The following is a 25279-nucleotide window of genomic DNA, read 5'->3' as shown; positions in this document are numbered from 1 at the left end:
AATCTCCGCCTCCGGGTGACACCCCCCACGATCGGCCGCATCCCATCCACGACCTCAGGATGAAGTCGCGAGGGGACAGAGCATCTCTTGCAAATCCGTCGGGCGGCAGAGCGAGTTCTGCCATTCTCCGCGCCATTCCGGGCTAGACTTCGGAATGGCGCGGAGAGTGTGACCGTCGTCGAGGATGCCCATCCGCAGTCGATCGGCGCGGTAGCGCAATCGATGTCGGATTTGCCGAGACAAGCAATCCGTTTATTCTCGTGAAAGAAATGGTGCCCGGGGACGGAGTCGAACCGCCGACACTGCGATTTTCAGTCGCATGCTCTACCAACTGAGCTACCCGGGCGCACCAGCCGCGCGAGGCAGCGGTCCAAGCACCAGAGATCGTCCCCGCTCAGGGACGGCACCACTCACGTCAGGGACGAGGAAGTGGTGCCCGGGGACGGAGTCGAACCGCCGACACTGCGATTTTCAGTCGCATGCTCTACCAACTGAGCTACCCGGGCCCGCCGGCTGCCTGGGGCAGCGGCGTTGAGCGGCGGTATAGAGACGCTCGGATCGCCTGTCCAGCCGTCTCGTGCGGGCGCGCGGGCGATTGTTTGCCGGCGCCCGCCTCACGCCCCGCCGGCGGCCCGGCGCCGCCGTGGGGCGCGGGACGGGCTCGCGGCCGTGCGCGGGCGGCGGGTCTTCTTCGCTGGGGCCTCGCGGGCGGGCGCGGCCTTGCCCGCCTTGCTGTCGCCCGCCTTGCCGTCGCCGCCCGCATGGGCGTCGAGGAAGGCGCGGCAGGCGGCGAAGTCGGTCTCGACTTCGGGCGGCAGCGCCTCGATCCGCTTCTCGCGGGCGAGGGAGGCGGCGAAGCGCAGCATCGCCGGGGTCGGCGGCCGGGTTCCGCCCTCGCCCGCCGGGGCGAGTTTCGGTCCCGCATGAGTGTTGAGGAAGACCCGGCAGGCGCCGACCTCGCGCGTCGCCTCCGGGGGGAGGGGGATGCCCTTGCGCGCGGCGAGGGACTTCGCGAACGACACCATCGCGGCGGTCGGCGCACGGCCGCCGCCGCGGGCGGGCGCCTCGGCATCCACCTCCAGGCGATCGGCGCCCGACACCGCGCCGATCAGCGCCTCGACGCGCTCGCGGGTGCGCTGGCGGAAGGCGTCCGCCCGGCGTAACGCTTCGGCCTTGGTCGCGGCCCGGCCGATCTCGGCCAGCTCCGATTCGAACACCGCCCGCCCGACCGGATCGCCATAGGCCGGGAACACCCGGCGCACCGCGGCGACGAAGGCGAGGCCGACCTCCGTCACGGTGATCGCCGGGTCCTTGCCCTTGAGCAGCGTGACGTAGTGGCTCTTGATCAGCTTCGGCAGCACCGCGTCGCGGGTGGCGGCGGTGCCGAGGCCCTTCGGCTCGGTCGGGTTGGCGGGGTTCTCCAGCGCCCGCTTCAGGGCCGGGTCCTCGACCTGGTCGATCAGCCGGCCCATCACCACCGGCAATTCGCCCCGGGTGATGCGCCGGGGCGGCTCGGTCCGGGCGGTCTCGATCGTCGGCTCGCCGCCCGTGCCCGCCTCGCCGTCGCGGACCGCCGGCAGGCGCCCGGTGGTTGGCTCGTCGTCGGCCTTGGCCTTGCCGGGGACGACCTCGTCCTCGTCGGCCTCGGTGCCGTAGAGCGCGCGCCAGCCCGGCACCTTCACCACGCTGCCGGTGATGGCGAAGCGCTTGCGACCGAGCGGCGTCGCGATGTCGGCCGTGACGGTGGTGCGGGCGTCGATCCCGTCCGCCATGTGGGCGGCGAGGAAGGTCCTGGCGATCAGGAGCCAGAGCCGCAAAGCCTCGGGCGCGGCGTCGCCCGGCCCCGGCACCTTGCGCAAGGGGACGATGGCGTGGTGCTCGCCCGGATCCTTCACGTAATGGCCCTTCGGCCCGCGGCGGATCTGCGGCGTCTCGGGGGCGTGGGCGGCGAGGTCCTTGTCCGCGGTGGCGATCGCCGCGAGCACCGCCGCGGCGTCCTTGGCTTGCGATTCCGGCAGGTGCACCGATTCGGTGCGGGGATAGCTGAGATACCCCTTGTCGTAGAGCGCCTGCGCGTGGCGCGCCGTCGCCTGCGGGTCCCAGCCGAAGCGCTTGGCGCAGGCCCGGGCGAGGGTGTCCTTTGAGAAGAGCTTGGGCGGCGCCCGACGCACGTCCTTCTGCGCCACCGCGAGCGGGCCGGCCCAGCCCTCCGCCGCGTCGCGGATCGTCTCGGCGTCCTTGATGTCGAAGATCTTCTCCTTCGGCGCGTGCCAGAGCGTCAGGCTCGCGCCGCTCTCGGTCGTCACCGGCAGGGCGATCTTGTAGAAGTCGCGCGGCACGAAGGTGCGGATGCGCTCCTCGAGATCGGCGAGGATCGCCAGCGTCGGCGTCTGCACGCCGCCGAAGCGCCACGGCTCGCGGAAGGCGGGCGGGCGCAGGCGCAGGGACACCGCCCGCGTGCCGTTGAGGCCGAGATGCCAGTCCTCGTATTGCCGGCACAAGGCCTCGAGATAGGCGGCGTAGTCGCGCTCGCCGGAATCGTCCTCCTTCGCCAGCAGCCCGAAGGCGCGGCGGATCGAGATCTCGTCGAGGGCGCCGAGGCGGAGCCGATCGACCCGGCCGCGCCAGCCGAGATGCTCCAGCACCTCCCAGGCGATCATCGAGCCCTCGCGGCCCGGATCGGTGGCGATGATCACCCGCTCGACCCCGGCGAGCGCCTGGCGGATCGCCGCGAGCTTCGGCGCGTGCGACTGGCCCGAGCGGCCGTGCCCGGGCGCGACCGGCAGTCTTTCCATGGCGATCGGCAGCGCGTCGAAGCGCCAGGGCTTCCAGTCCGGCCGGATCTCGCCGGGCTCGGCCACCTCCAGGAGGTGGCCCTCGGCGGCGACGCAGACCGTGCTCGGCGAGCGGAAGAACCGCTGCACCTGGCGCATCGCCGAGGGTTTCTCGAAGAAGAACAGCGTCTTGCCGGACGGTGCCTTGCCGGGGGAGGGGGCGTGCGCCATGGCCGCGGGACGCTCCTGGAGCGGGCGCGGGCGCCCGAACGAAGCGTGAACGTAAGCGATGCCGGCGGTCGGGTCAATCGTCGGCGCGCTCCCGCCCCCGGGATCCGCCGCCGTGTGGAGGCGCACGATCCGCGCAGCTGCACGATTGCGCCGCTCGTGGAAACTGGCATGCTGTGACTTGGGAGAACTAGGAAGAGACTACATCTCATGCGCCCATTCGTTTGTTCAAGACTGGTGTTGGTCGCGGGACTGCTGTCTTGTCTGGCGGGTGCCGCCGGGCCGGCGGCCGCGCAGGACCTGCCGTTCGGCCTCGGGGTCGTGCCGGACGCCGTGATGCCGCGCGATTCCCTGGTCTTCCACGGCAATTACTGCGGACCCGGCAGCCGCGGCGCCGGCCGGCCGCCGATCGACGCCCTCGACGCGGCGTGCATGCGCCACGACGCCTGCACGCCGCCGCGCGGCCAGGGCCTGCCGACCTGCTCCTGCCATGCCCGGCTCCAGCGCGAGGCGGAGGCGGTGGCCCGCAGCCCGCGCTACCCGGACGACCTGCGCAGCCTCGCGGGCCTCGTCTCCGCCGGTGCCACGCAGCTTCCCTGCCGCTGACCCGTCGCTTCACCCCACGACCGATCGCCCCGGCGCGCGCCCCGCGCGCCGGGGCGACGCCGTTTTCGGGCAGGCCTCGCCGAAGCGCGGCACCGCCGTCAAAACGGCGCTTGCGCCCTTGCCGTTACTCACATAAAGATATCTTTATGTTTCGCATCGGAGGCGAGGAGCCCACCGGAATGACCGCCACCGTTCCCTTCGCCGACGCTCTGGGCGTGCTGCGCGCCGCGGCGGAGGAGACGCGCCTGCGCATCCTGGTGCTGCTCGGCGAGGGCGAGTTGTCGGTCTCCGACCTCACCGACATCCTGGGCCAGTCGCAGCCGCGCATCTCCCGCCACCTCAAGCTCCTGGTCGAGGCCGGGCTGGTGGTGCGCCACCGGGAAGGCGCCTGGGCGTTCTTCCGCCTGCGCGACGGGGTGGCCGGGCTGGTGGCGCCGCTCATCGCCGCGCTCGACGCCGCGGCGCCCCCCCTGTCCGAGGACCGGGCCCGGCTGCAGGCGGTGCGGGCGCAGCGCGCCGAGGCCGCCCAGAGCTTCTTCGCCCGGCTCGCCCCGCAATGGGACCGGGTGCGCTCGCTCCACGTGCCGGAGGCCACCGTCGAGGCGGCGGTGCTCGACGCGCTCGGGTCAGGCCCGATCGGCAGCCTCGTCGATCTCGGCACCGGGACCGGGCGGATGCTCGGGCTTCTCGCGCCGCGGGCCTCCCGGGCGACCGGGCTCGATGCCAACCACGCCATGCTGTCGGTCGCCCGCGCCAACCTGGAGCGCCAGGGCCTGACCCGGATCGACCTGCGCCAGGGGGACATCCACGCGCCCCCCTTCGGCCGGGCGAGCTTCGACCTCGTGCTGATCCACCAGGTGCTGCACTATCTCGACGACCCGGCCCGGGCCCTGCGGGAGGCCGCCCGCCTCGTCGCTCCGGGCGGCCGCCTCCTCGTGGTCGATTTCGCCCCGCATGGCCTGGAATTCCTGAGGGCCGACGAGGCGCATCGCCGCCTCGGCTTCGCCCCTGAGCAGGTCGCGGGCTGGCTCTCCGAGGCCGGGCTGACCGACGTGCGGCTGCGCCACCTCGCCCCGGCCGGGGGCGCGGAGCACCAGCTCACCGTCACGCTCTGGCTCGCCCATCACCCCGAAGCGGCGTCCGGCATGCCCGACCGCGCCGTCGCCTGACGTCATCACCGTCTTTTCGCCCGAGGCCGCCGATGTACCCCACCGCCTTCCGCCCGAGCCGCGAGAGCCGCCGCCCGATCCGGGTCTCGTTCGAGTTCTTCCCGCCCAAGACCCCGGAGATGGATACGACCCTGTGGTCGTCGATCGAGCGCCTGGCGCCCCTCGGCCCCAGCTTCGTCTCGGTGACCTACGGCGCCGGCGGCTCGACCCGGGAGCGCACCCACAACACCGTGTCGCGCCTGGTGCGCGAGACCGACCTGAAGCCCGCCGCCCACCTCACCTGCGTCGCGGCGACCAAGGGTGAGGTCGACGACGTGGTGCGCGCCTACCACGAGGCCGGCGTGCGCCACATCGTGGCCCTGCGCGGCGACCCGGCGGAGGGCGTCGGCACCGCCTACACCGCGCATCCGGGCGGCTACGAGCGCTCCTGCGACCTCGTCGCCGGCATCAAGCGCATCGGCGATTTCGAGGTCTCGGTCTCGGCCTATCCGGAGCGTCATCCCGAGGCCGGCTCCCTCGACCAGGACCTCGACGCCTTGAAGGCCAAGGTCGAATGCGGCGCCGACCGCGCCATCACCCAGTTCTTCTTCGACAACGACCTGTTCTTCCGCTACCTCGACCGGGTGCAGTCGCGGGGGATCGATATTCCGATCATCCCCGGTATCCTGCCGGTGCAGAACTTCAAGCAGGCCGCGAACTTCGCCCGTCGCACCGGCGCCTCGGTGCCGGACTGGCTCGCCGCCCGCTTCGAGGGCCTGGAGGACGACGTCGCCACCCGCAAGCTGGTGGCCGCGGCGGTCGCCGCCGAGCAGGTGCTGGACCTCGTTGACCGCGGCATCACCGACTTCCACTTCTACACCATGAACCGCGCCGACCTCGTCTACGCGATCTGCCACCTGCTGGGCCTGCGCGCGGCGCCGGCGGCGGCGGAGAAGGTGGCGGCCTGACTATTCTCGCCGGAGGAGAGCCTTTCATGGCGGACCCGCAGGACATGATCGTTCCGCTCCTTCGAGAGATGCGGGCCGACGTCGCAGCCTCCCGGGACGACACCCGCGCTGGCTTCGCGACGATCAATGACCGTCTCGACAGGCTTGAGAGGCGTTTCGACAACCTCCGCGAGGCGGTCAACGGCGAATCGGTGCTCGGCCGCTACGCCGCGGCCGACGTCGAGGAGCGTCTGGACGCTCCTGAGCGGCGCATGGCCAAACTTGAGGCCCGCGGCTGAGAGCCGAAACCTCGCACGCATCAAGAAGACATCTCCCGGGCCGCATTCCTGCGGCCCGGCTCGATTCTACACACTGAACCGACCGACACGCTGGAACCCTACCCCGATGACCGACCTCCGCCCCGTTGACGGTGCCGACATCCTGACCGCGCTACGCCGGCGCGCGGCGGAGAAGATCCTCGTCCTCGACGGGGCGATGGGCACGGTGATCCAGCGCCTCGGCCTGACCGAGACCGATTTCCGCGGCGACCGTTTTCGCGAGCACGCGCACGACCAGAAGGGCAACAACGATCTCCTGATCCTGACGCAACCCGACGCGATCCGGCAGATCCACCTCGACTACTTCCTCGCCGGCGCCGACGTCGTCGAAACCAACACCTTCTCGGGCACCACGATCGCTCAAGGAGATTACGGCATGGAAGCCGTGATCCACGAGCTGAACGCGCAAGGCGCGCGGCTCGCCCGCGAGGCGGCGATCCTCGCCGAGAAGCAGGACGGGCGCCGCCGCTTCGTCGCCGGCGCCATCGGCCCGACGAACCGCACCCTGTCGATCTCGCCGGACGTCAACAATCCCGGCTATCGCGCCGTGACCTTCGACCAGGTCCGCGCGGCCTACGCCGAGCAGGTGCGCGGCCTGATCGCCGGCGGTGCCGAGCTGATCCTGATCGAGACGATCTTCGACACCCTCAATGCCAAGGCGGCGGTGGCGGCGGCCTGGCAAGTCTTCGAGGAGACCGGCACCCGCCTGCCGATCATGATCTCGGGCACCATCACCGACCTCTCCGGCCGCACCCTGTCCGGCCAGACCCCGGCCGCGTTCTGGCACTCGCTGCGCCACGCCGATCCGCTGACCTTCGGGCTCAACTGCGCCCTCGGCGCCCGCGAGATGCGTGCCCATATCGACGAGCTCTCGCGCACCTGCGACACGCTGGTCTGCGCCTATCCGAATGCCGGCCTGCCGAACGAGTTCGGCCTCTACGACGAGAGCCCGGAGGCGATGGCCAAGCTCGTCGGCGAGTTCGCCGAGAGCGGCCTCGTCAACATGGTCGGCGGCTGCTGCGGCACCACGCCGGATCATATCCGGGCGATCGCGGGTGCCGTGGCCGGCAAGGCGCCGCGCCGGGTTCCCACCGTGAAGCCGCTGATGCGGCTCTCGGGCCTCGAGCCCTTCACGCTGACGCCCGAGATCCCGTTCGTGAATGTCGGCGAGCGAACCAACGTCACCGGCTCGGCGCGCTTCCGCAAGCTCATCACCAACGGCGACTACGCCGCCGCCCTCGACGTCGCCCGCGACCAGGTCGCGGCCGGTGCCCAGGTCATCGACGTCAACATGGACGAGGGCCTGCTCGACTCGCAGAAGGCGATGGTCGAGTTCCTGAACCTCGTCGCCGCCGAGCCCGACATCGCCCGGGTGCCGGTGATGATCGACTCATCGAAGTTCCCGGTCATCGAGGCCGGCCTGAAATGCGTGCAGGGCAAGGCGATCGTGAACTCGATCTCCCTCAAGGAGGGGGAGGAGAAGTTCATCGCCGAGGCCAAGATCTGCCGCGCCTACGGCGCCGCCGTGGTGGTGATGGCCTTCGACGAGCAGGGCCAGGCCGATTCGCTCGAGCGCAAGGTCGCGATCTGCACCCGCGCCTACCAGGTGCTGACGGAGAAGGTCGGCTTCCCGCCCGAGGACATCATCTTCGATCCCAACGTCTTCGCGGTGGCGACGGGCATCGAGGAGCATAACGGCTACGGCGTCGCCTTCATCGAGGCGGCCCGGATCATCCGCGAGACCCTGCCCCACGCCCACATCTCGGGCGGCATCTCGAACCTGTCCTTCGCCTTCCGCGGCAACGAGCCGGTGCGCGAGGCGATGCACGCGGTGTTCCTGTACCATGCGATCAAGGTCGGCATGGACATGGGCATCGTGAATGCGGGCCAGCTCGCGGTCTACGATGAGCTGCCGGCGGAACTCCGCGAGTTGTGCGAGGACGTCGTCCTCAACCGCCGCCCGGACGCCACCGAGCGCCTGCTCGACGCCGCCGCCCGCTTCAAGGAGGGCGGCCAGGCGAAGGAGAAGGGCACCGACCTCGCCTGGCGCGAAGCGCCGGTCGAGAAGCGCCTGGAGCACGCCCTCGTCAACGGCATCACCGAGTACATCGAGGCCGATACCGAGGAGGCCCGCGCCAAGGCCGAGCGTCCGCTCCACGTCATCGAGGGCCCGCTGATGGCCGGCATGAACGTGGTCGGCGACCTGTTCGGGGCCGGCAAGATGTTCCTGCCGCAGGTGGTGAAGTCGGCCCGCGTGATGAAGCAGGCGGTCGCCTACCTGATGCCGTTCATGGAGGCCGAGAAGGCCGCCAACGGCGGCGTCGGCGGGCGCCAGTCGGCCGGCAAGGTGCTGATGGCGACCGTGAAGGGCGACGTCCACGACATCGGCAAGAACATCGTCGGCGTCGTGCTCGCCTGCAACAACTACGAGATCATCGACCTCGGCGTGATGGTCCCGGCGGCCAAGATCCTCGATACCGCCTGCAAGGAGAACGTCGACATCGTCGGCCTGTCGGGCCTCATCACGCCCTCCCTCGACGAGATGGTCCACGTCGCGGCCGAGATGGAGCGCGAGGGCTTCGACGTGCCCCTCCTCATCGGCGGCGCGACGACGAGCCGGGTCCACACCGCGGTGAAGATCCACCCGGCCTATGCCAAGGGTCAGGCAGTCTACGTGACCGATGCGAGCCGCGCCGTCGGCGTGGTCTCGAACCTGCTCTCGCCGGACTCGAAGGTGCAGACGATCGAGGCGGTCCGGGCCGAGTACAAGCGCGTCGCCGAGGCCCATGCCCGCTCCGAGGCCGACAAGCAGCGCCTGCCGCTCGCGAAGGCCCGCGCCAACGCCTTCAAGGCCGACTGGTCGGCGTACCGGCCGGTCAAGCCGACCTTCACTGGCACGCGGGTGTTCCGTAGCTACGACGTCGCCGAGCTCGTCCCCTACATCGACTGGACGCCGTTCCTGCAGACCTACGAGTTCAAGGGCCGCTACCCGGCGATCCTCGACGACCCCGAGCAGGGTCCGGCCGCCCGCGCCCTGTTCGAGGACGCGCAAGCGATGCTGCGCCAGATCGTCGAGGAGCGCTGGTTCAACCCGAAGGCGGTGATCGGCTTCTGGCCGGCCAACGCGGTCGGCGACGACATCCGGCTGTTCACCGGCGAGAGCCGCAACCAGACGCTCGCCACCTTCCACGGCCTGCGCCAGCAGCTCTCGAAGCGCGATGGGCGGCCGAACACCTGCCTGTCGGACTTCGTGGCACCGGCCGAGAGCGGGCTGCCCGACTACGTCGGCGGATTCGTGGTCACGGCGGGCCTGGAGGAGGTGCGCATCGCCGAGCGCTTCGAGCGCCAGAACGACGATTACCGCTCGATCCTGGTCAAGGCGCTCGCCGACCGCATCGCCGAGGCCTTCGCCGAGCGGATGCACGAGCGGGTGCGCCGGGAGTTCTGGGCCTACGCGGCGGACGAGACCTACACCCCGGCGGACCTCGTCACCGAGCCCTATGCCGGCATCCGCCCGGCCCCAGGCTACCCGGCCCAGCCCGACCACACCGAGAAGACGACGCTGTTCGACCTGCTCCAGGCGGAGCCGCGCATCGGCGTCAAGCTCACCGAGTCCTACGCGATGTGGCCGGGCTCCTCGGTCTCGGGCCTCTACCTCGCCCATCCGGACGCGCACTATTTCGGCGTTGCCAAGGTCGAGCGCGACCAGGTCGAGGATTACGCCGCCCGCAAGGGGATGGACGTGGCCGAGGTGGAGCGCTGGCTCGGGCCGATCCTGAACTACGACACGGCGCGGTACCGGGCGGCGGCGGAATAGGGGACGCTTGCCCGTCGGGTCGGTCCATCTGCGCGGTGGACTGCCTCCCGGGGGCTCGCTCCTCGATGTCTTGGATGACTCGTGAGCCTCGCCCCGCTTTCCCGGACGCTTCAGTCGCCCGGGAAAGGGGGAGGCATGTTGGGGCCGTGCGCGAACCTCGTGGAGGACGTGGACCCCGCCCCCTGACCCGGGCTTGACCGCCGCGCCCGGCCCGGCTCAAAGCTTGGGCTTGAGGGCGCCGGACGGATCGGGCGGGAAGGATCGGGGATGCGGACAGGACCAGGGAGGCTCGCCCTCGTCGCCGTGGCGGGCGCCGTCGCGGCGGCTGCGGCCGGCTGTACCGAATTCTCCTACATCTCGAAGACCTATGTCGGTCTGCCGCCCCAGGTCGTCACGATCGGCTGCAACGATCCCTACGAGGTCTACGACCAGCGCCAGCAGCGCAAGGTGCTGATCGTCTCGAACGGCCTGCGCGAGATCGCCGGCTGCGGCCTCGACGGCAAGGATCCGGCGCTGACGCGCCGGCGCCGCTTCTCGGAGGCCGCCGCGACCTATCTGCGCGAGACGGCGCGCGAGACCTGCACCATCGTCGGCGAGACCGTGTTCACCGACCTCCAGACCGAGTTCGTCTATTCCTGCGCCGAGCCGATCGAGAAACCCGGTACCAAGGTGCCGCGCCTGCCGGGCCGCTACTGAACCCTGCCCGCACTGCAGAACCCGGGTCTCCTCGCCGCGTTGGCCCCGCGGCGGTCCGGTGCCGCACCGAGGGAGGGGTTGAGCCGTGCGAAGCGTCCTGGCAGCCTGCCTGCTTCTCGGCCTGGCCCATACGGCGCGCGCCGAGGCGCCGCTCACCCTCCGCTTCGTCGCGCCGGAGCGCTACACCGATGCGCAGAGCCGCACCGGCTCGGGCCCGACCCTGCGGACGACGATCGGCGGATTGGAGCGGATCTTTCGCGATCTCGCCGGGCGGACGCTCCACCCCGGGCAGAGCCTGACCGTGGACGTGCTCGACGTCGATCTCGCCGGCACCGACTTGCCGGGCGCCGGCCCCACCGCCCCGCGTCTGGTCACCGACGTCACACCGCCGCGCCTCCGCTTGCGCTACGCCTTGAGGGAGCGCGGACGGGTGGTCCTGGCGGCGGAGGAGACGGTGACGGACATCAACTTCCTGCTCCGCGCGCGGCCGGGTGGATCATCCAGCCTCGCTTACGAGCGCGACATCCTGGCCGCCTGGTTCGGGGCGCGGATCGCGCGGCGCGAGCCGCCGCGGGGCTGACGCAGCCCGATCATAGGATTTCCGAGTGATTGCTTCGCAATGCGGAAATCGGCTTCGCTCAGGCGCCGCGCGGGCTACTGAGACGAGGTCCGGAAGGAATCGTCCGGACCTCGTCTCACTCCTCGCGGCTGGCCGGCGGGTGCGGGAAGGTACGCTCCGCCGCGTCGCCGGCCGCGGCCAGCATCGCCCGGGCGAAGCGGCGCGCCTCGGCCCGGTCGAGGGCGATCGCCGCCGTGACCGGCGCGCCGTCGAGGTCGGCGAGATCCAGTTCGAGCCGCACGCCCGCCTCGGTCGGCGTCACCCGCAGGGTCCAGTCGCGATCGCTCATCCGTCCGCATCAGCTCTTCGAGGGCGGAAGCCCCAACATCGGCCCTATAGACCAATTTCCGGACAGGTCGATGGGTTCGCCGCCGTTGACGGCGACGGCGCCGCCGTGGTCGACCCGCGCCAGGGAACGACCATGGATCGAACCGAGGAATCGCACATGAGTGAGATCGTCTTCCGGACCGGCGAGGCCACGGTGCTGGCGGCCGAGGGCCAGTACACCGACGCGATGCCGGAGGTGCTGATCGGCTCGGTGCGCGGGCCGGTCGGCCAGGCCTTCGCCTCGATGATGGGGCAGGTCCAGGGCCACACCCGGATGTTCGTGGTGCGTGACATCAACCAGCTGGTCCGCCCGGCCACGATGATGACCACCAAGGCGACGATCCACACCGCGGACTACGTCGAATTGCTCGGCGGCGTGGTCCAGGCCGCGACCGGCGACGCCATCGTCGATTGCATCATCGAGGGCATCCTGCCCCGCGACGGTCTCGACGAGCTGTGCATGATCATCATGATCTGGCTCGACCCGCGCTGCGCCGAGGATCCGAATCTCGACCGCAAGGACCTCTACCGCACCAATTACGAGGCGACGAAGCTCGCCATCGCCCGGGCACTGAAGGGCGAGCCGACGATCGACGAGCTGATCGCCAACCGCCGCACCGTGCGCCACTACGCCCTCGAAGGCGTGCTCGACGACGAGGCCTAACAGGCCTGTTTCGGCGGGTGCCTGCGCAGTTGACCGCAGCTTGACAGCGCCGCAAGGTGCGCCGCCCGCCACCTCGACTCCGCGCGGGCCGTCCATCACGCCTTGGGGCTAAACGATGCGTCCATTCCGCGCCGCGTTGATCCTGTCCGCGGTCCTGTCCGCTTGTGCCGCCCTGTCCGGCCCGGGTCTCGCGCAGCAGCCACAGACGCCCGCGGGCGGGCGCCCGGCGGCCGCCGCCCCGGCGCAGTCGGCCATGCAGTCGGCCATCACGGTCTGGGACGCCCGGATCGAGGCCGGCGACCTGCGCGTCTCCGGCAGCGTCGGCAAGGCGGGCGTGGTCGTCACCCTTGACGACGACATCCCGGTCACCTCGGACAAGCGCGGGCGCTTCACCCTGCGGGTTCCCTACGTGCCGCAGAACTGTGTCGCGACGCTCAAGGCCGGCGAGGCGTCCCGCGAGATCGCGGTGGCGAATTGCGGCGCCACCGGCGCACCAGGTCCGAAGGGCGAGCCGGGCCCGACCGGGCCGCAGGGCATGGCCGGCCTCGCCGGGCCGCCCGGCCCGAAGGGCGACGCCGGTCCCAAGGGGGAGCCGGGTCCCAAGGGGGAGCCGGGCCCCAAGGGAGATGCAGGCCCCAAGGGCGAAGCAGGCCCCAAGGGAGAGGCAGGGCCGAGGGGCGAGGCGGGTCCGAAGGGTGAGCCAGGCGCCCCGGGTCCCCGCGGTGAGGCCGGTGCGAAGGGCGAGGCAGGCCCGGCCGGACCGCGAGGGCCGACCGGATCGGCGGGGGCGGCGGCCACGGCCACCGCGTCGCTGCCGTTCCGGATGCTGCGCACCGACGGCTGCGCCAAGCCGCATTGCGAGCTCGTCTGCGACGAGGGCGAGACCTTCGTGTCGGCCTATTGCCTGCGCGGCGGCAACCCGAACTTCACCCGTCGGGAGAGCGGCGAGGCCGTGGCGCTATGCCCATCCGACAGCTCCGGCATGGTCGGGTTCTGCGCCAAGCTGTAGTTCATCATCGATCTCGTCGATGCACTTCTAACGTTTCGCGTCGTTCCGGGTCGCGCGGCGGAGCCCGGAATCGGCAGGCGCCGATGGGTCGGGATGGGGCGGACAGCGTGCCGCCTGATCCTCTTTTCCCCGCGTTCCCGGATTCCAGCTCCCTTGCCCGGCCGCGGAATGTCGCCACGGGCATTCATCACGGCCGGGCAAGTTGAACCGACCTCGAGGCCAGAAAAGCGGCCCCGGGGTCGAATGTCCGGGGGCCACTCGCTCTCAGTCGATCACTCTCCGTCGATCTTGGCGCCGATGATCGCGATGGCGCGCTGGTAGACCGAGGCGGCGTTCCAGCCCTGGATCGCCGCGAAGTTCGGCTCGCCAGGCTGGTAGCCGGCGCCGGCGCGCCAGCCATGGGCCTTGAGGAAGTTCGCGGTCGAGTTCAGCGCCACGGAGGCGTTGTCGAGGCTGCCGCCGGTGCCGTAGTTCAGGACGTTCTTCGGCAGGAACTGGGTGTGGCCGATCTCGCCGTGGGCAGCGCCGCGGGTATTGGCGGTGAGGACGCCGCGGTCGACCAGGGCCAGGGCGGCGTAGAGCTGGTCGGTGAAGAAGGCCGAGCGGCGGCAATCATAGGCCAGGGTCGCCACCGCCGAGAGCGTATTGACGTTGCCCTTCACGGCGCCGAACGCCGTCTCCATGCCCCAGATCGCCAGGAGCGGGCCAGCCGGCACGCCGTAGCGCTGCTCGATCGAATCGAACAGGGCGGCTTGCGAGCGCTTCATCGCCCGGCCGCGGGAAATGATCGCCGGGGCGCCGCGCTTGGCCATGAACTGCTCGAGGGAGAGCTTGAAACTCTTCTGGCCCCGGTCCGCCGCGATGGTGGCGGAGGAATACGAGGTGCCCATCAGGGCCGAGATGGCGGCGGGGCTGGCGCGCCCGCGGGCTTCGTCGGCGAATTCCCGCTTCCAGCTCTCGAACCCGGCCGAGCTGCTGCCGCATTGCGCGGCGTGCGCACCGCCGGCCAGCACCGCGAGGCTCGCGGCGATCAGGGCTCTCCCGTAACCGCTTCCGATCATCGAACAACACTCCCTCGGAGCCGCGCCGCAGGCCTCGGGACGTCGGGCCGCCGCGGCTCCCATTTCCGGCAATCCATGCCTGCCCGATGGGCGACGCTACATCCCTGCCGTGTGCGGAATCTTTACGGCGGAACTGCAACGTGCCTGCAATCCGGCCTTCCACTCGCAAGCTGGGCCGGACTCGTCGGTCAGCATGTAGGGCGGATGCGGTCTGAGCAGGAAAACGGACCGCCAGCGTGGCCTTTCGGCCACGCCTTTCTGCATCAGGCGGAGAGCCCGAAGATCGCCCGCGCCTCGTCCGGGCTGGCGGGGGCGCAGTCGAGATGAGCGAGCAGGCTCACCGCCTTCTCGACCAGGGCCGCGTTGCTCGGTGCGAGCTGGCCGCGGGACAGGTAGAGGTTGTCCTCGAGCCCGACCCGGACGTGGCCCCCGGCGGTGGCGGCGAGCGCCACCATCGGGAACTCGGCCCGGGAGATGCCGAAGGCCGACCACACCGCGTCCCGGGGCAGACGGTCGCGCATCTGCAGCAGGGTTTCCGGGGTTGCCGGCGCCCCCCACGGGATACCGAGGCAGATCTGGAACATCGGTGGCGAATCGAGATGCCCTTCCGCCAGGAGGTGGCGGGCGAGCTCGATCTGGCCGAGATCGAACACCTCGATCTCGGGCTTCGCCCCCGCCTCGCGGATCAGCGCCGCCATCGCCCGCAGGTGGGCGGGCGTGTTCATGAAGGCGTGCTCGCCGAAATTCATCGTCGCGACGTCGAGGGTGCAGATCTCGGGCCGCAGAGCCGTGACGTGGCGGGTCCGCGCCTCCGGGGAGGCGAGGGTGGTGCCGGGGCCGGCCACCGCCGGGTCGGGGTCGCCGGCCACGTAGCGCCCGCCGGCGCCCGTGGTCAGGTTGAGGACGACGTCGGCGTTCCTCTCGCGGATCCGCTCCACCACCTCGCGGTAGAGGGCGAGGTCCATGCTGGGCTTGCCCGTCTCCGGGTCGCGGACGTGGATGTGGACGATCGCCGCCCCGGCGCTCGCGGCCTCCAGGGCCGATTGCGCGATGGCCTGCGGGCTCACCGGCACGGCCGGGTTCTTCGAGGCGGTATCGAACGAGCCGGTGAGGGCGCAGGTGATGACGGTCTTGCGCGACATGGGTGCCTCCCGCCTCAGAGCATGCCGCCGTCGACCACCAGGGTCTGGCCGGTGACGTAGGCCGCGCCGGCGGCGAGGAACAGCATGGCTTCGGCGATGTCGTCGGCCTTCGCCATGCGCGCCAGCAGGGTGCGCGACACGGATTCGGCCTTGCGCTCCGCGGGCCAATTCTCCGTCCACGGCGTCTCGACCAGACCCGGTGCCACGGCGTTGACGCGAACATCCGGGGCGAGCGCCCGGGCGAGGCTGCGGGTGAGGTTCACCAGCCCCGCCTTGCTCGCCGAATAGGCGATGCTGGAGCCACGCTGCCCGAGCCCCGCCACCGAGGCGGTGTTGACGATGGCGCCCTTGCGCTGGCGCAGGGTCGCCGCCGCCGCGCGGGCGCAGCGATAGGGGCCGATCAGGTTGGTCGACAGGATCGTCTGCCAGAACTCCTCGGTCATCGCGTCGAGGTCGGCGAAGGCGATTGGCGTGGTCGTGGCCGGGGTGCCGGCATTGTTGATGAGCACGTCGAGGCCGCCGAGCGCGTCGATCCCGCGCGCCACCATGGCTTCCGCCTCGCCCGGCACCGAGACGTTGCCGGGGAGCGCCCGGACCTTCAGTCCCTCGGCGGAGAGACGAGCGGCGGCCTGCGGCCCGCGCTCATCCTCGGCCAGGTGGTTGAGCACCACGCTGGCGCCGCAACGGGCGAAGAGCGTGACGGCCGCGAGCCCGATGCCCGACGCACCGCCGGTGACGAGCACGCAGCGCCCGTGCAGATCCGCACTGATCATTGGAGTTTCCACCTTGCGAAATGTTGTTTCGCGGGAGAGTGGCAGGATCGGGCAGGGCTTGTCCAGCTTGCGTCGCGCATCGGAGGTGCGCTGCTGCGTGCCTCGACGGCGCTGGAGGGCGTGCCATGATCGGGGGTCGGGGAATGCGGTGGCGTCGGAATCGTCTCTTCGGTGGTTCGGTCCGCTCGACCGCTTGGAAGCCCACCGGGGCATCCTGGGGCTCGCCGTCGGCGGCCCCAGGATGATCTTGTTCAATGGAAAGTTATCAGTAAATCTAATGACAATTGCAGTCCGGAAGTCACTCAATATTCCCAGAAGATGCGCTGCAGCTCATTGGTGTCGCCGGTCTTGGTCAAGGCGACGGCAGTCAGGATCTTAGCCTTTTGCGGATTGAGGTCGTGGGCCACGACCCAGTCGTACTTGTCGTCGGGCTGCTCGGCGTTGCGCAGCACGAAGCCGTCGCCGACGCGGGAGGAGCGGATGATGAGCGTACCCTTGGCGCGCAGGTCCTTGAGGGTGTCGACGAGGTAGCCCGCCACCGAGCCGTTGCCGGTGCCGGCATGCACGATCGCCTTGGCGCCGGCCTGCACGGCGGCGGTGTAGGGTGCCGGGTTCATGTTGCCCGAGCCGTACACGATCGCGACCTCGGGCAACGTGTCGATCGTGTCGATGTCGAATTCCGACGAGGTGCCGTGCCGCTTCACGGGCGCGCGGAACCAGTAGGTCTTGCCCTCGACCACCATGCCGAGCGGACCCCATTGGCTCGAGAATGCGCTCGGCTTGATGTTGACGCGCTTCGTCACGTCGCGGCCGGACTGGATCTCGTCGTTCATCGTCACCAGCACGCCCTTGCCCTTGGAGGCGGGGCTCGCCGCGGTGGCGACGGCGTCGGCGAGGTTGAGGGCGCCGTCGGCCGAGATCGCCGTGGAGGGCCGCATCGAGCCGACGACCACGATCGGCTTGTCGCTCCGCACCACCAGGTCGAGGAACAGCGAGGTTTCCTCCAGGGTGTCGGTGCCGTGGGTGATGACCACGCCGTCGACATCGTCCTGCTTCAGCAGGGCCGAGACGCGCTTTCCGAGCTGCACCAGCTGCGCGTTGGTGAAGCTCTCGGAGGCGATCTGGAACACCTGTTCGCCGCGGACGTTGGCCAGCTCACCGAGCGACGGCACGGCGGCGATCAGCTTGTCCACCGGAACCTTGGCGGCCTGGTAGGTGGCGCTGTTGCTGGCATCCGCCCCGGCTCCCGCGATGGTGCCGCCGGTGGCAAGGATCACCACGTTGGCCTTGCGGGCGGCAGCCGGAGCGGTCGTCGCCGTACTCGGCATCTCGCGGGCGACGGCAGCGCCGGCGAGCGGCACGGTCGCGAGCATCAGGGCCGCCAGGGCGGGCAGGAGGGCGGGGCCGGGACGGCGCATGGTCGGGTCCTTGCGATGAGGAATCGAGGCACTCGAGCCGGTACCAGTCTCTCTCACATCCCGCCAGCGTTGCGGCGCACGATGCCGCAACGACGCCGATGCTGGCCCGGCAACTTTTCGCAGAATCGAGCGTTCTCCAGATACATGACGCCACGCGTCCCGCGCCAGCGGTAACTGGTACACTCGACAGCTCAGGAAACGATCATGTCCGCTTCTCAGGACGTTCTCAAGCCGCGCTTCGCTCAGCATATCGACATTCATTGCCCGGACGATCGCGCCTATTGGGCCGGGCATTTCGGCGTGAGCGGCGATGAGCTGCGCAGCGCCGTCAAGCTGGTCGGCTCGCGGGTCTCGACCGTGGCGGCCCATCTCGGCCGTCAGGCGGCGTAATCTTTCCAAGATGGAGCGAGTATCGAGTGCCGCGGTTCGTCATCGACCCGCGGCATTTTCATTGTGGCCTACGCATAACAGGGCGGTTTATCACCGCCTCCGTCACGCCACGAAGCGCTAAGCGTATTTGCGCCATAATCATAGGCCGCAACGCGTCGTTCCTGGGCCGCGCAGCGGAGCCCGAAATCCAAGGAACTCAGGTAGCGGAGGACAAGACGGCGCTCTCGACGCCTCTCTATGAATTTTCAGCGCCTCTGGTCATTTCAGGTTCCGTTGCTCGGCCCTGGAATGACCAGAGGGATGGAAAATCTTAAGGCAGCTAGCGTTAAGCGTCAGTTCCGCAACGCGGACTCGACCCCTGCCGCGATCTCCAGGAGCCGCCGGTCCTGGCCATGGCGAGCAAGCAGCATCAGGCCTACCGGCTTCGTGCATCCCGGCAACGGCAGCGAGATGCCGGTGAGGTCGAACAGGTTCCCCACCATCGTGTTGCGCAGCATCAGGAGGTTGAGCCGCGAGAACTCCGCATCGTCCTGCGCCACCGCCGCGATGCTCGGCGCCGGGATGGCCGTCGCCGGCAGGACCAGCACGTCGAGGGGCGTCAGCCGCTCGTCGCCGGCCTCGATCAGCACGGCGCGCTCGCGCATCATCCGGATATAGGCCGACGCCGTCACCGTCCGGCCGCGGGTGATGCGGGCATGGACCCGCGGATCGAAGGCGGCCGCCTCGGCGTCGAGCCAGTCGGCGTGGATCTCCGACGCCTCCACCGCGGCGATCGGGCCCGCGGCCGTCGCCTCGGCCATGCGGGCGAGGAGGTCGTCGAATTCGGTGTCGTGGATGCGAGCACCGGCTTCGCTCAAGGCGGACAGGGCGGTCTCGAAGGCCTGCGCCACCAGCGGGTCGGTCTCGGTGAACAGGAGACCGCGGGGCACGCCGATCCGCAGGTCGCGCAAGGGGGCCGCCCGGAGCGGACGGTACTCCTCTCCGGCCATCACGGCGTCGGCCGCCGCGCAGGCCTCGACCGAGCGGGCGAGCGGGCCGATCGAATCGAGCGAGGGCGACAGCGGGAAGGCGCCGGCGAGCGGCACCCGGCGGGCCGTCGGCTTGAAGCCGACGACGCCGTTGAGCGCCGCCGGGATGCGCACCGAGCCGCCGGTATCGGTGCCGATGGCGATGTCGGAGGTGCCGAGCGCCGCCGAGACCCCGGCACCGGAGGACGAGCCGCCCGGCACCAGGCTCCGATCGGCGGCGTTGCCGGGCGTACCCCAGTGCGGGTTGAGGCCGAGACCCGAGAAGGCGAACTCGGACATGTTGGTCTTGCCCACGATCACCGCGCCGGCCCGGCGCAGTCGGGCGACGACGGGGGCGTCCTGGAGCGCGGCTTGCGCCTTGCGCCGGATCGACGAGCCGGCGGTGGTCGCCTCGCCCTGCACGTCGAACAGGTCCTTGATCGATACGATCGTGCCGTCGAGCGCCCCGAGCGACAGCCCGGCCCGGCGCCGCGCGTCGGCGGCATCGGCGGCGGCGCGCGCCGCCTCCGGGTAGAGCTTCGTGAAGACGTGCCGGCTCGCCGGCGCCTCGATCAAGGCGAGGCGGCGTTCGAGATCGTCGCGGACGGTTTTCATCTCAGTCGGTCTCCAGGGAGGGGGCAAGGGAGCGTGCGGAGCGTCGGCGGCTGGCCAGCAGGATGCCGCCATTCCAGCCCAGGTTGATCAGAAGGGCGAGCGACAGGGCGGGGGCCGGCCCCAGCCGCTCGACCGTGAGGGCGAGGGCGAACAGGGCCGCCACGAAGCCGAGGAGCCCCGGCAGGCTCAGCACCAGCACCGTCGCGATCGCGGCCCCGCCGATGCGCGGATGCAGGATCACCGCCAGGCTCACCATCACCACCGGCGCGAAGGCGAGGATGCCCGCCGCACCGGGGCCGGCGAGCCGCCCGGCCAGCACCACAGCGACCACGAGGGCCATCACGATGCCGGCCCGCACCCAGACATCGCTCGCCCGTTTCGGGCGCGTCGGCAGGGGGCCGCTCTTGCGCAAGCGGCGGCAGGCGCCGACGCAGCCGAGGACGACCAGGATGGTGGCGAGGCCGGTCCCTGCCAGACCGCCGACGAGATGGCCGAGGAACAGGGCCGCGGCGAGCCAGATGGCGAGCGCTACCGCCAGCGAGAGCGCGACGCCGTGCCGGCGCGCCATGCCCGCATAGGCGGCGATGAACAGGGCGGTGGCCGCGATGGCCGGCAGGCTCGCCACCGCGCTGTCGCGAAGGAATCCCGCATCGTGGTCGATGGCGAGGAAGACGTAGGCCGGCCCGGCCGAGACCGGCAGGGTCGCGATCATCGCGCCGACGAGGGGCCCGGTCCGCTCGACCGCCATGGAGGCGAGCACCACGATCGCGGCGCTCGCCAGCATCTTGGCGAGGAGCGCCGCCCAGAAGGCGGCGCCCCCGATCTCCGCCAGGGCGCTCAGAAACCCCATCGCGGGTTCAGGCCACCACGGGCAGCACGGCGATGTCGTAGGCGTGGGTCAAGGTGCGCTTCAGCACCGGATCCTCCAGCTCCATCTCGAAGCGGGAGGCCGGGCGGATGCCGCCGATCGCCCCGAGGGTGCCGCCGAACATCACCGTGCCGGGGGCCAGGTCCGGCCCGCCCGGGCGGCGGCCTAAGAGGTCGCCAGGCGTGCGGAGCGCCGTCAGCCGGCCCTCCTGGTACAGCACCCGCTCACCGTCGATCGTCGCGTGGGACCGCAAGATCAGCTCGTCCCAGTGCGGCTCGACCTCGTCGAGACGCCACAGGCCGGTGCCGACCGGCTTGCCGCAGAGCTGCTTGGACAGCGCGATGCCGACCGTCTCGGCCTTGCGGTCGGTGTGGTCGGAGCCGAGCCCGAGCCAGAGTCCGTCGGCGAGCGAGACGATCACCGGCTCCGCCTCGCCGGAGGAGTCGGGGCCGAGCACCTCGAGGCGGGCGCCTTGCGTCAGCGTCGCGGCGGCGGCCCGGTAATAGACCGGAACCGAGGAGGGCGGCGGCACGCCGATCGCCGCCAGTTCGTCGATGTGGTGGCGGATCGCCGCCTCGTCCCGCCCGGCCCAGCCGGCGATCACCAGGGAGTCGGGCGCGAGCGCGATCACGTCCCGGCGGCCGGCGGCCTCGCGATGGAAGGTCAGCATGTGTCTTTCTCCCCGATTCACTCGGCCGGCGCCAGATCCGTCGAGGCGCCCTCGCGCCAGCGGGCAAAGCCCAGCACCAGCAGGCCCGCCAGCAATTCCAGTCCGGCGACGAAGTAGAGCCCGTTGCTCGACGTGCCGGTCAGCGTGTTCGATAGGCCGACCACGTAGGGCGCGACGAAGCCCGCGAGGTTGCCGATCGAGTTGATCGCCGCGATCGCCCCGGCCGCCGCGGTGCCGGCGAGAAAGGTCTGCGGCAGCGACCAGAAGACCGGGAAGGCGGCGAGGATGCCGATCGCCGCGACCGTGAGGGCGACGAGCGCCAGGACCGCGTGCCCGATCAGGGCGCCTGTGGCGGCGAGCCCCGCCGCGGCGATCAGGCTCGCGACGGCGCAGTGCAGCCGGCGCTCGCCCGTGCGGTCGGAATGCGCGCCGGTCCACACCATGGCGATGGTGCCGGCGATGAACGGCACCGCGGCGAGGAAGCCGATCGCGATCGCGCCCTGCACGCCGATCTCCTTGATGATCGACGGCGTCCAGAACGCGATCGTGGCGTTGCCGCTGACGATGCAGAAGTAGATCAGGGCGCAGAGCCAGACCCGTCCGTCGCGGAGCGCGACCTTGAAGCTCGCCTCCTTGCCGGCGGCGCGGCCCTCGGCCTCGACGACGGCGCTCATCGCGGCGGCGACCTTGGGCTCGAGCCAGCGCGCATCCTTCGGCCGGTCGGGCAGGAAGGCCAGCACCGCGGCGCCCGCGATCAGCGACGGGATGCCCTCGAGGATGAACAGCCACTGCCAGTTCGCCATCCCGGCGACGCCGCCCATCGTGCCCATGATCAGCCCGGCGAGGGGGCCGCCGACCACGCCCGCGATGGCGAACGAGGTCATGAACAGGCCGTTGATGCGCGAGCGCTTCGCGCTCGGGAACCAGTAGGTCAGATAGAGCACCACGCCCGGGAAGAACCCTGCCTCGAACACCCCGAGCAGGAAGCGGATGGCGTAGAAGGCCCACTCCGACTGCACGAAGGCGAGGCTCATCGAGGCGAGCCCCCACAGGATGGTGATCCGCGCCAGCGTCTTGCGGGCGCCGATCCGCTCCAGCAGCAGGTTGCTCGGCACCTCGAACAGGAAATAGCCGATGAAGAAGATGCCGGCGCCGAAGCCGTAGACCGCTTCGCTGAACTTCAGGTCCGACAGCATCTGCAGCTTGGCGAAGCCGACGTTCACCCGGTCGATCCAGGCCAGGATGAACAGGAAGACCAGGAACGGGATCAGCCTGAGCGTCGCCCGGCGATAGCCCTCGTCCAATTCATGCGCGCTCACGTCGTCCACCCTCGTCATCGCTCTTCTCCCGCGGTCCGCGAACCGGCCGCCCGGCGTGTGGTTCTGCAAGTACCATGCCTGTGATATTTCACAAGATGGTCCAAGCGGGGCATCCCCCGTGGTAAGGGGGCGGCCCGTGAGCGGAGCTTTGGTGGTGGCGAAAACGCGTGCAGGTTCGTGCCCAACCGTGTCGCAGAACGAGCGCGCCTACCGGCGGCTGAAGGACGACATCGTCTCGCTGCGGCTGAAACCCGGCGACGCACTGAACGAGGCGGGGCTGTGCGCCGAGCTGGGTCTCGGCCGCACGCCGGTGAACCAGGCCCTGCATCGGCTGATGCACGAGGGGCTCGTGCGCATCCTGCCCCGCAAGGGCGTGCTGGTGCAGCCGCTCTCGATGGACGAGTTCGCCCACCTGATCGAGGTGCGCCGCCTCACCGAACCCCCCTGCGCGGCGCTGGCCGCCGGGCGGATCGGCGAGGCGGCGCTGGCGCAAGCAGACGCCATCCTGGCGGCGGCACCGACCGACCTCGACGCGGTCCTCGAATCGGACCGGCGCTTCCACGCCGTGATCGCCGAGGCCTCGGGCAACCGGGTGCTCGCCGAGGTGCTGGCCGGGCTGCACGGGCGCTCGGTGCGGTTCTGGGCCCTGTCGCTCGCCACCGGCCACCACCTCGCCGAGGTGGCGGAGGAGCACGCCCTGATCCTCGAGTCCTTGCGGCGGCGCGACCCGGAGGCGGCGGCGGCGGCGATGACCGCCCACATCGATTCCTTCGCCCGCACCCTGGCGTCGCGGCTGGGGTGACGGACGGCGTGAGCCGGGGCATAGATGCGCCGCCATTCGGGGAGTCACGCGACCGATGACCGACATCCGCCCCCGCCGCAGCGCCCTGCTGGTGCCGGCCACCGCGACCGCCCTCGCGGCAGCGCGATCCGAGCCCGCCGACGCGCTGATCCTCGACCTCGCCGATTCGCTGCCGCCCGCCGACAAGGAGGCGGGGCGGACCCGCCTCGCCGCCTGCCTGAGGGAAGGCGGATTCGCCGCCGGCGAGCTGGTGGTGCGGCTCAACGGCCTCGACACGCCCTGGGGCGAGGCCGACCTCGCCGCGGTGGCGGAAGCCGGGCCCGACGCGGTGCTGGTGCCGCGGGTCGAGGAGCCGGAGGATCTCGCCGGCATCGGCAGCCGCCTGCGCCGGCTCCACGCTCCCGAGCGCACCCGGCTCTGGGCCAGCCTCGACACGCCGCTCGGCATCCTCGCGGCGGAAGCGGTGGCGAGCGCGGTGCGCGACGTCGATGCGCGCCTGGCCTGCCTGGTGGTCGATGCGGGCGCGCTCGCCCGCGAAGGCCGGCTGCCCCCGGGCGCTCCCGAGGCCGGGCCGCTCCTCACGTGGCTCGCCACGGCGCTCGCCGCCGCCCGTGCCCACGACCTCGACGTGCTGCTCGATCCCGCCGACCGCCTCGATATCGGCCGCGCCCGCGGGCTCGGCTTCGACGGGGCGGTGGTGACGGCGCCCACGGGTGCCCGCCGGGCCGAAGCGGCCTTCGCGCCGGACCCGGAAGCGCTCGCCGTCGCCAAGGCGCTGGTCGCCGCCTTCGACGCGCCGGAGGGGCGGGGGCAGGCGGGGATCGCCCATCTCGGCCGCACGGTGCTGCGGCGCGAGGCGGACGAGGCGCGCCGGCTCGTCGCCCTCGCCGAGGCGGTGGCGTCCCGCACGGGCCGCGGCGCATGAGCGGCCTCGACCGCGAGACGCACGGGGTGGGTGGCCTCGACGTCGCGATCCGGATCCTCGACCCGCGTTTGACCGAGTGGGGCTTTCCGCACTGGGGCTCGGCGCTCGCCGCCGGGCTCGATCTCCATGCCTGCCTCGACGACCCCGTCACGCTCGAGCCGCAGGGCCCGCCGGCCCTGATCCCGGCCGGCTTCGCCCTGGCGATCCGCGATCCCGACTGGTGCGCCCTGGTGTATCCGCGCTCGGGGCTGGGCCACCGCGAGGGGCTGGTGCTCGGCAACGGCGTCGGGGTGATCGACGCGGATTACGAGGGCCCGCTGATGATCTCGGCCTGGAACCGCAACCCCGCCGGTGCGCTCACGGTGCGGCCGGGCGAGCGCATCGCCCAACTCGTCTTCACCCGGGTGGTGCGGCCTGCCTTGAGGGTGGTCGAGGCGTTCCCGGAGGCCGAGGCGGGCGCCCGCGGCGCCGGTGGCTTCGGCTCCACCGGCCGCGGCTGACGACGCGCTTGGACGCGCTCGTCCATCCCCCTCGGCTCGCGCCGGGCGCGGCTCTGGCCCCGCCGCGCCTGGGCCTCGCGCTCGCCGCGATGGTCGACATCGCGCTCCATGCCCGGCCCCAGCCGGTGAGCGCCAAGGCGCTGGCGGCGCGCCACGCCCTGCCGCCCCGGCACCTGGAGGCGGTGCTGCAGGCCCTGGTCCATCACGGCCTGCTCAAGGGCCTGCGCGGGCCGCATGGCGGCTACGAACTCGCTCGCGAGCGCCGCCGCATCAGCGCAGGCGACATCGCCCGGGCGGTCTTGGGTGCGTCAGTCTTGGGGTCGGCAGTTTTAAGGTCGGACGCCGCCGAGCCCGTCCCCGCCGGCAACGACGTGGCCGGTCTGGTCGTCGCCCCCCTGGTGGCGGAGGCGGCCGGGGCTTACCTTGCGGTGCTCGATTCGGTGACCGTGGAGGATCTCTGCGGCCGGGCCGAGGCCGCGAAGGTCGCCGGCCCGCGGGCCGGCGGGGATTTCACCATCTAAGCAGTTTTTCGCGAGGGGCAGGTCCGGCAAGGAAATGGTGCGGGGTCAAGGTTTTGCGTCAGTTCGACCCTGAGCCGTCCGGTCGCCGCGCGGTG

24 protein-coding genes and 2 tRNA genes are annotated in these 25279 nt (G+C 71.1%); 14 read left to right on the top strand and 12 right to left on the bottom strand.

Going from position 1 to position 25279, the window contains the following annotated elements:
- Positions 1-270 precede the first annotated feature (270 nt).
- The 3 genes from MFF64_RS01040 to MFF64_RS01030 all read right to left on the bottom strand — a co-directional run bounded on the left by MFF64_RS01040 (position 271) and on the right by MFF64_RS01030 (position 3005).
- Positions 271-346, bottom strand: a tRNA-Phe gene (locus MFF64_RS01040).
- An 84-nt stretch (positions 347-430) separates the two neighbouring features.
- Positions 431-506: transfer RNA gene (locus MFF64_RS01035), tRNA-Phe, on the bottom strand.
- A 108-nt stretch (positions 507-614) separates the two neighbouring features.
- Positions 615-3005, bottom strand: coding sequence for a type IA DNA topoisomerase (locus MFF64_RS01030; RefSeq protein WP_238189180.1), 2391 nt, complete (start codon positions 3003-3005; stop codon positions 615-617).
- 207 nt (positions 3006-3212) lie between these two features.
- On the opposite strand from MFF64_RS01030, the gene MFF64_RS01025 reads away from it, so the two are divergent.
- The 7 genes from MFF64_RS01025 to MFF64_RS00995 all read left to right on the top strand — a co-directional run bounded on the left by MFF64_RS01025 (position 3213) and on the right by MFF64_RS00995 (position 11134).
- Positions 3213-3608: a phospholipase A2 family protein gene (locus tag MFF64_RS01025; RefSeq protein ID WP_099901757.1), complete on the top strand. Its 396-nt coding sequence runs from the start codon at positions 3213-3215 to the stop codon at positions 3606-3608.
- Positions 3609-3787: 179 nt separating this feature from the next.
- Complete coding sequence (locus tag MFF64_RS01020) at positions 3788-4777, top strand: ArsR/SmtB family transcription factor (RefSeq protein ID WP_099900701.1); 990 nt, start codon at positions 3788-3790, stop codon at positions 4775-4777.
- Positions 4778-4809: 32 nt separating this feature from the next.
- A complete protein-coding gene (gene metF, locus MFF64_RS01015) occupies positions 4810-5724 on the top strand; it encodes a methylenetetrahydrofolate reductase [NAD(P)H] (RefSeq protein WP_238189178.1) in 915 nt (304 codons plus the stop codon).
- A gap of 26 nt (positions 5725-5750) precedes the next feature.
- Positions 5751-6002: a hypothetical protein gene (locus MFF64_RS01010; protein ID WP_099905843.1), complete on the top strand. Its 252-nt coding sequence runs from the start codon at positions 5751-5753 to the stop codon at positions 6000-6002.
- Positions 6003-6108: 106 nt separating this feature from the next.
- On the top strand, positions 6109-9858 hold the full coding sequence (gene metH, locus MFF64_RS01005) for a methionine synthase (RefSeq protein WP_099905841.1): 3750 nt from the start codon (positions 6109-6111) through the stop codon (positions 9856-9858).
- A 267-nt stretch (positions 9859-10125) separates the two neighbouring features.
- On the top strand, positions 10126-10554 hold the full coding sequence (locus MFF64_RS01000) for a hypothetical protein (protein WP_099905839.1): 429 nt from the start codon (positions 10126-10128) through the stop codon (positions 10552-10554).
- An 85-nt stretch (positions 10555-10639) separates the two neighbouring features.
- Positions 10640-11134: a DUF3016 domain-containing protein gene (locus tag MFF64_RS00995; RefSeq protein ID WP_099905837.1), complete on the top strand. Its 495-nt coding sequence runs from the start codon at positions 10640-10642 to the stop codon at positions 11132-11134.
- A gap of 115 nt (positions 11135-11249) precedes the next feature.
- On the opposite strand, the gene MFF64_RS00990 is transcribed toward MFF64_RS00995, so the two are convergent.
- Positions 11250-11462: a hypothetical protein gene (locus tag MFF64_RS00990; RefSeq protein ID WP_238189176.1), complete on the bottom strand. Its 213-nt coding sequence runs from the start codon at positions 11460-11462 to the stop codon at positions 11250-11252.
- 156 nt (positions 11463-11618) lie between these two features.
- Here MFF64_RS00990 and MFF64_RS00985 point away from each other — a divergent pair, with 156 nt between their 5' ends.
- Positions 11619-12164, top strand: coding sequence for a formaldehyde-activating enzyme (locus MFF64_RS00985; RefSeq protein WP_099900635.1), 546 nt, complete (start codon positions 11619-11621; stop codon positions 12162-12164).
- Positions 12165-12279: 115 nt separating this feature from the next.
- Entirely contained in the window at positions 12280-13173 is an 894-nt protein-coding gene (locus MFF64_RS00980) for a collagen-like domain-containing protein (RefSeq protein WP_238189174.1), read from the top strand.
- Between the two features lie 272 nt (positions 13174-13445).
- Here the strand turns inward: MFF64_RS00980 and MFF64_RS00975 are convergent, their stop codons facing one another.
- From MFF64_RS00975 to MFF64_RS00960, 4 genes are all read right to left on the bottom strand, one after another.
- Positions 13446-14234: a lytic murein transglycosylase gene (locus MFF64_RS00975; RefSeq protein WP_099902694.1), complete on the bottom strand. Its 789-nt coding sequence runs from the start codon at positions 14232-14234 to the stop codon at positions 13446-13448.
- A gap of 263 nt (positions 14235-14497) precedes the next feature.
- A complete protein-coding gene (locus MFF64_RS00970) occupies positions 14498-15376 on the bottom strand; it encodes a beta-keto acid cleavage family enzyme (RefSeq protein ID WP_238189173.1) in 879 nt (292 codons plus the stop codon).
- Between the two features lie 14 nt (positions 15377-15390).
- On the bottom strand, positions 15391-16149 hold the full coding sequence (locus MFF64_RS00965; protein ID WP_099901611.1) for an SDR family NAD(P)-dependent oxidoreductase: 759 nt from the start codon (positions 16147-16149) through the stop codon (positions 15391-15393).
- 302 nt (positions 16150-16451) lie between these two features.
- Complete coding sequence (locus MFF64_RS00960; RefSeq protein ID WP_238189171.1) at positions 16452-17567, bottom strand: asparaginase; 1116 nt, start codon at positions 17565-17567, stop codon at positions 16452-16454.
- A gap of 204 nt (positions 17568-17771) precedes the next feature.
- Between MFF64_RS00960 and MFF64_RS00955 the strand changes: the two genes are divergently transcribed.
- Positions 17772-17957 (top strand): DUF3606 domain-containing protein, encoded by a 186-nt coding sequence (locus MFF64_RS00955; RefSeq protein WP_099901212.1) that lies wholly within the window; start codon positions 17772-17774, stop codon positions 17955-17957.
- 332 nt (positions 17958-18289) lie between these two features.
- Here MFF64_RS00955 and MFF64_RS00950 read toward each other — a convergent pair whose 3' ends face one another.
- From MFF64_RS00950 to MFF64_RS00935, 4 genes are read right to left on the bottom strand one after another with little or no spacing between them, the layout of a single operon-like run.
- A complete protein-coding gene (locus MFF64_RS00950; protein WP_238189169.1) occupies positions 18290-19579 on the bottom strand; it encodes an amidase in 1290 nt (429 codons plus the stop codon).
- 1 nt (position 19580) lies between these two features.
- Complete coding sequence (locus MFF64_RS00945; RefSeq protein WP_099907126.1) at positions 19581-20429, bottom strand: hypothetical protein; 849 nt, start codon at positions 20427-20429, stop codon at positions 19581-19583.
- A 7-nt stretch (positions 20430-20436) separates the two neighbouring features.
- Positions 20437-21117 (bottom strand): DUF2848 domain-containing protein, encoded by a 681-nt coding sequence (locus MFF64_RS00940; protein ID WP_099907124.1) that lies wholly within the window; start codon positions 21115-21117, stop codon positions 20437-20439.
- 17 nt (positions 21118-21134) lie between these two features.
- Complete coding sequence (locus MFF64_RS00935; RefSeq protein ID WP_099907121.1) at positions 21135-22454, bottom strand: MFS transporter; 1320 nt, start codon at positions 22452-22454, stop codon at positions 21135-21137.
- Between the two features lie 169 nt (positions 22455-22623).
- Here MFF64_RS00935 and MFF64_RS00930 point away from each other — a divergent pair, with 169 nt between their 5' ends.
- The 4 genes from MFF64_RS00930 to MFF64_RS00915 all read left to right on the top strand — a co-directional run bounded on the left by MFF64_RS00930 (position 22624) and on the right by MFF64_RS00915 (position 25184).
- Positions 22624-23238, top strand: a complete 615-nt coding sequence (locus MFF64_RS00930) for a GntR family transcriptional regulator (protein ID WP_238189167.1) — start codon at positions 22624-22626, stop codon at positions 23236-23238.
- Positions 23239-23293: 55 nt separating this feature from the next.
- A complete protein-coding gene (locus MFF64_RS00925; protein WP_099907118.1) occupies positions 23294-24163 on the top strand; it encodes an aldolase/citrate lyase family protein in 870 nt (289 codons plus the stop codon).
- A complete protein-coding gene (gene dut / locus MFF64_RS00920; protein ID WP_099907116.1) occupies positions 24160-24663 on the top strand; it encodes a dUTP diphosphatase in 504 nt (167 codons plus the stop codon). Before MFF64_RS00925 ends, dut begins: the two co-directional genes overlap by 4 nt.
- 89 nt (positions 24664-24752) lie before the next feature.
- Positions 24753-25184 carry an RrF2 family transcriptional regulator gene (locus MFF64_RS00915; protein ID WP_099907132.1) on the top strand — a complete coding sequence of 144 codons (432 nt, stop codon included), beginning with the start codon at positions 24753-24755 and terminating at the stop codon, positions 25182-25184.
- Positions 25185-25279: the final 95 nt, after the last annotated feature.

Source organism: Methylobacterium frigidaeris (assembly GCF_022179185.1).
Lineage (GTDB): Bacteria > Pseudomonadota > Alphaproteobacteria > Rhizobiales > Beijerinckiaceae > Methylobacterium > Methylobacterium frigidaeris.
This window is presented reverse-complemented; position numbering and strand designations above follow the sequence as displayed.

Coding starts and splice junctions, on each gene's coding strand:
- MFF64_RS00925 (WP_099907118.1), top strand. CDS start 23,294: ATGACCGACATCCGCCCCCGCCGCAGCGCCCTGCTGGTGCCGGCCACC.
- MFF64_RS00955 (WP_099901212.1), top strand. CDS start 17,772: ATGTCCGCTTCTCAGGACGTTCTCAAGCCGCGCTTCGCTCAGCATATC.
- MFF64_RS00985 (WP_099900635.1), top strand. CDS start 11,619: ATGAGTGAGATCGTCTTCCGGACCGGCGAGGCCACGGTGCTGGCGGCC.
- MFF64_RS00970 (WP_238189173.1), bottom strand. CDS start 15,376: ATGTCGCGCAAGACCGTCATCACCTGCGCCCTCACCGGCTCGTTCGAT.
- MFF64_RS00980 (WP_238189174.1), top strand. CDS start 12,280: ATGCGTCCATTCCGCGCCGCGTTGATCCTGTCCGCGGTCCTGTCCGCT.
- dut (WP_099907116.1), top strand. CDS start 24,160: ATGAGCGGCCTCGACCGCGAGACGCACGGGGTGGGTGGCCTCGACGTC.
- MFF64_RS01010 (WP_099905843.1), top strand. CDS start 5,751: ATGGCGGACCCGCAGGACATGATCGTTCCGCTCCTTCGAGAGATGCGG.
- MFF64_RS00950 (WP_238189169.1), bottom strand. CDS start 19,579: ATGAAAACCGTCCGCGACGATCTCGAACGCCGCCTCGCCTTGATCGAG.
- MFF64_RS01025 (WP_099901757.1), top strand. CDS start 3,213: ATGCGCCCATTCGTTTGTTCAAGACTGGTGTTGGTCGCGGGACTGCTG.
- MFF64_RS00915 (WP_099907132.1), top strand. CDS start 24,753: ATGGTCGACATCGCGCTCCATGCCCGGCCCCAGCCGGTGAGCGCCAAG.
- MFF64_RS00960 (WP_238189171.1), bottom strand. CDS start 17,567: ATGCGCCGTCCCGGCCCCGCCCTCCTGCCCGCCCTGGCGGCCCTGATG.
- MFF64_RS00935 (WP_099907121.1), bottom strand. CDS start 22,454: ATGACGAGGGTGGACGACGTGAGCGCGCATGAATTGGACGAGGGCTAT.
- MFF64_RS00940 (WP_099907124.1), bottom strand. CDS start 21,117: ATGCTGACCTTCCATCGCGAGGCCGCCGGCCGCCGGGACGTGATCGCG.
- MFF64_RS00945 (WP_099907126.1), bottom strand. CDS start 20,429: ATGGGGTTTCTGAGCGCCCTGGCGGAGATCGGGGGCGCCGCCTTCTGG.
- MFF64_RS00965 (WP_099901611.1), bottom strand. CDS start 16,149: ATGATCAGTGCGGATCTGCACGGGCGCTGCGTGCTCGTCACCGGCGGT.
- metF (WP_238189178.1), top strand. CDS start 4,810: ATGTACCCCACCGCCTTCCGCCCGAGCCGCGAGAGCCGCCGCCCGATC.
- MFF64_RS00975 (WP_099902694.1), bottom strand. CDS start 14,234: ATGATCGGAAGCGGTTACGGGAGAGCCCTGATCGCCGCGAGCCTCGCG.
- MFF64_RS00990 (WP_238189176.1), bottom strand. CDS start 11,462: ATGAGCGATCGCGACTGGACCCTGCGGGTGACGCCGACCGAGGCGGGC.
- MFF64_RS01030 (WP_238189180.1), bottom strand. CDS start 3,005: ATGGCGCACGCCCCCTCCCCCGGCAAGGCACCGTCCGGCAAGACGCTG.
- MFF64_RS01020 (WP_099900701.1), top strand. CDS start 3,788: ATGACCGCCACCGTTCCCTTCGCCGACGCTCTGGGCGTGCTGCGCGCC.
- MFF64_RS01000 (WP_099905839.1), top strand. CDS start 10,126: ATGCGGACAGGACCAGGGAGGCTCGCCCTCGTCGCCGTGGCGGGCGCC.
- metH (WP_099905841.1), top strand. CDS start 6,109: ATGACCGACCTCCGCCCCGTTGACGGTGCCGACATCCTGACCGCGCTA.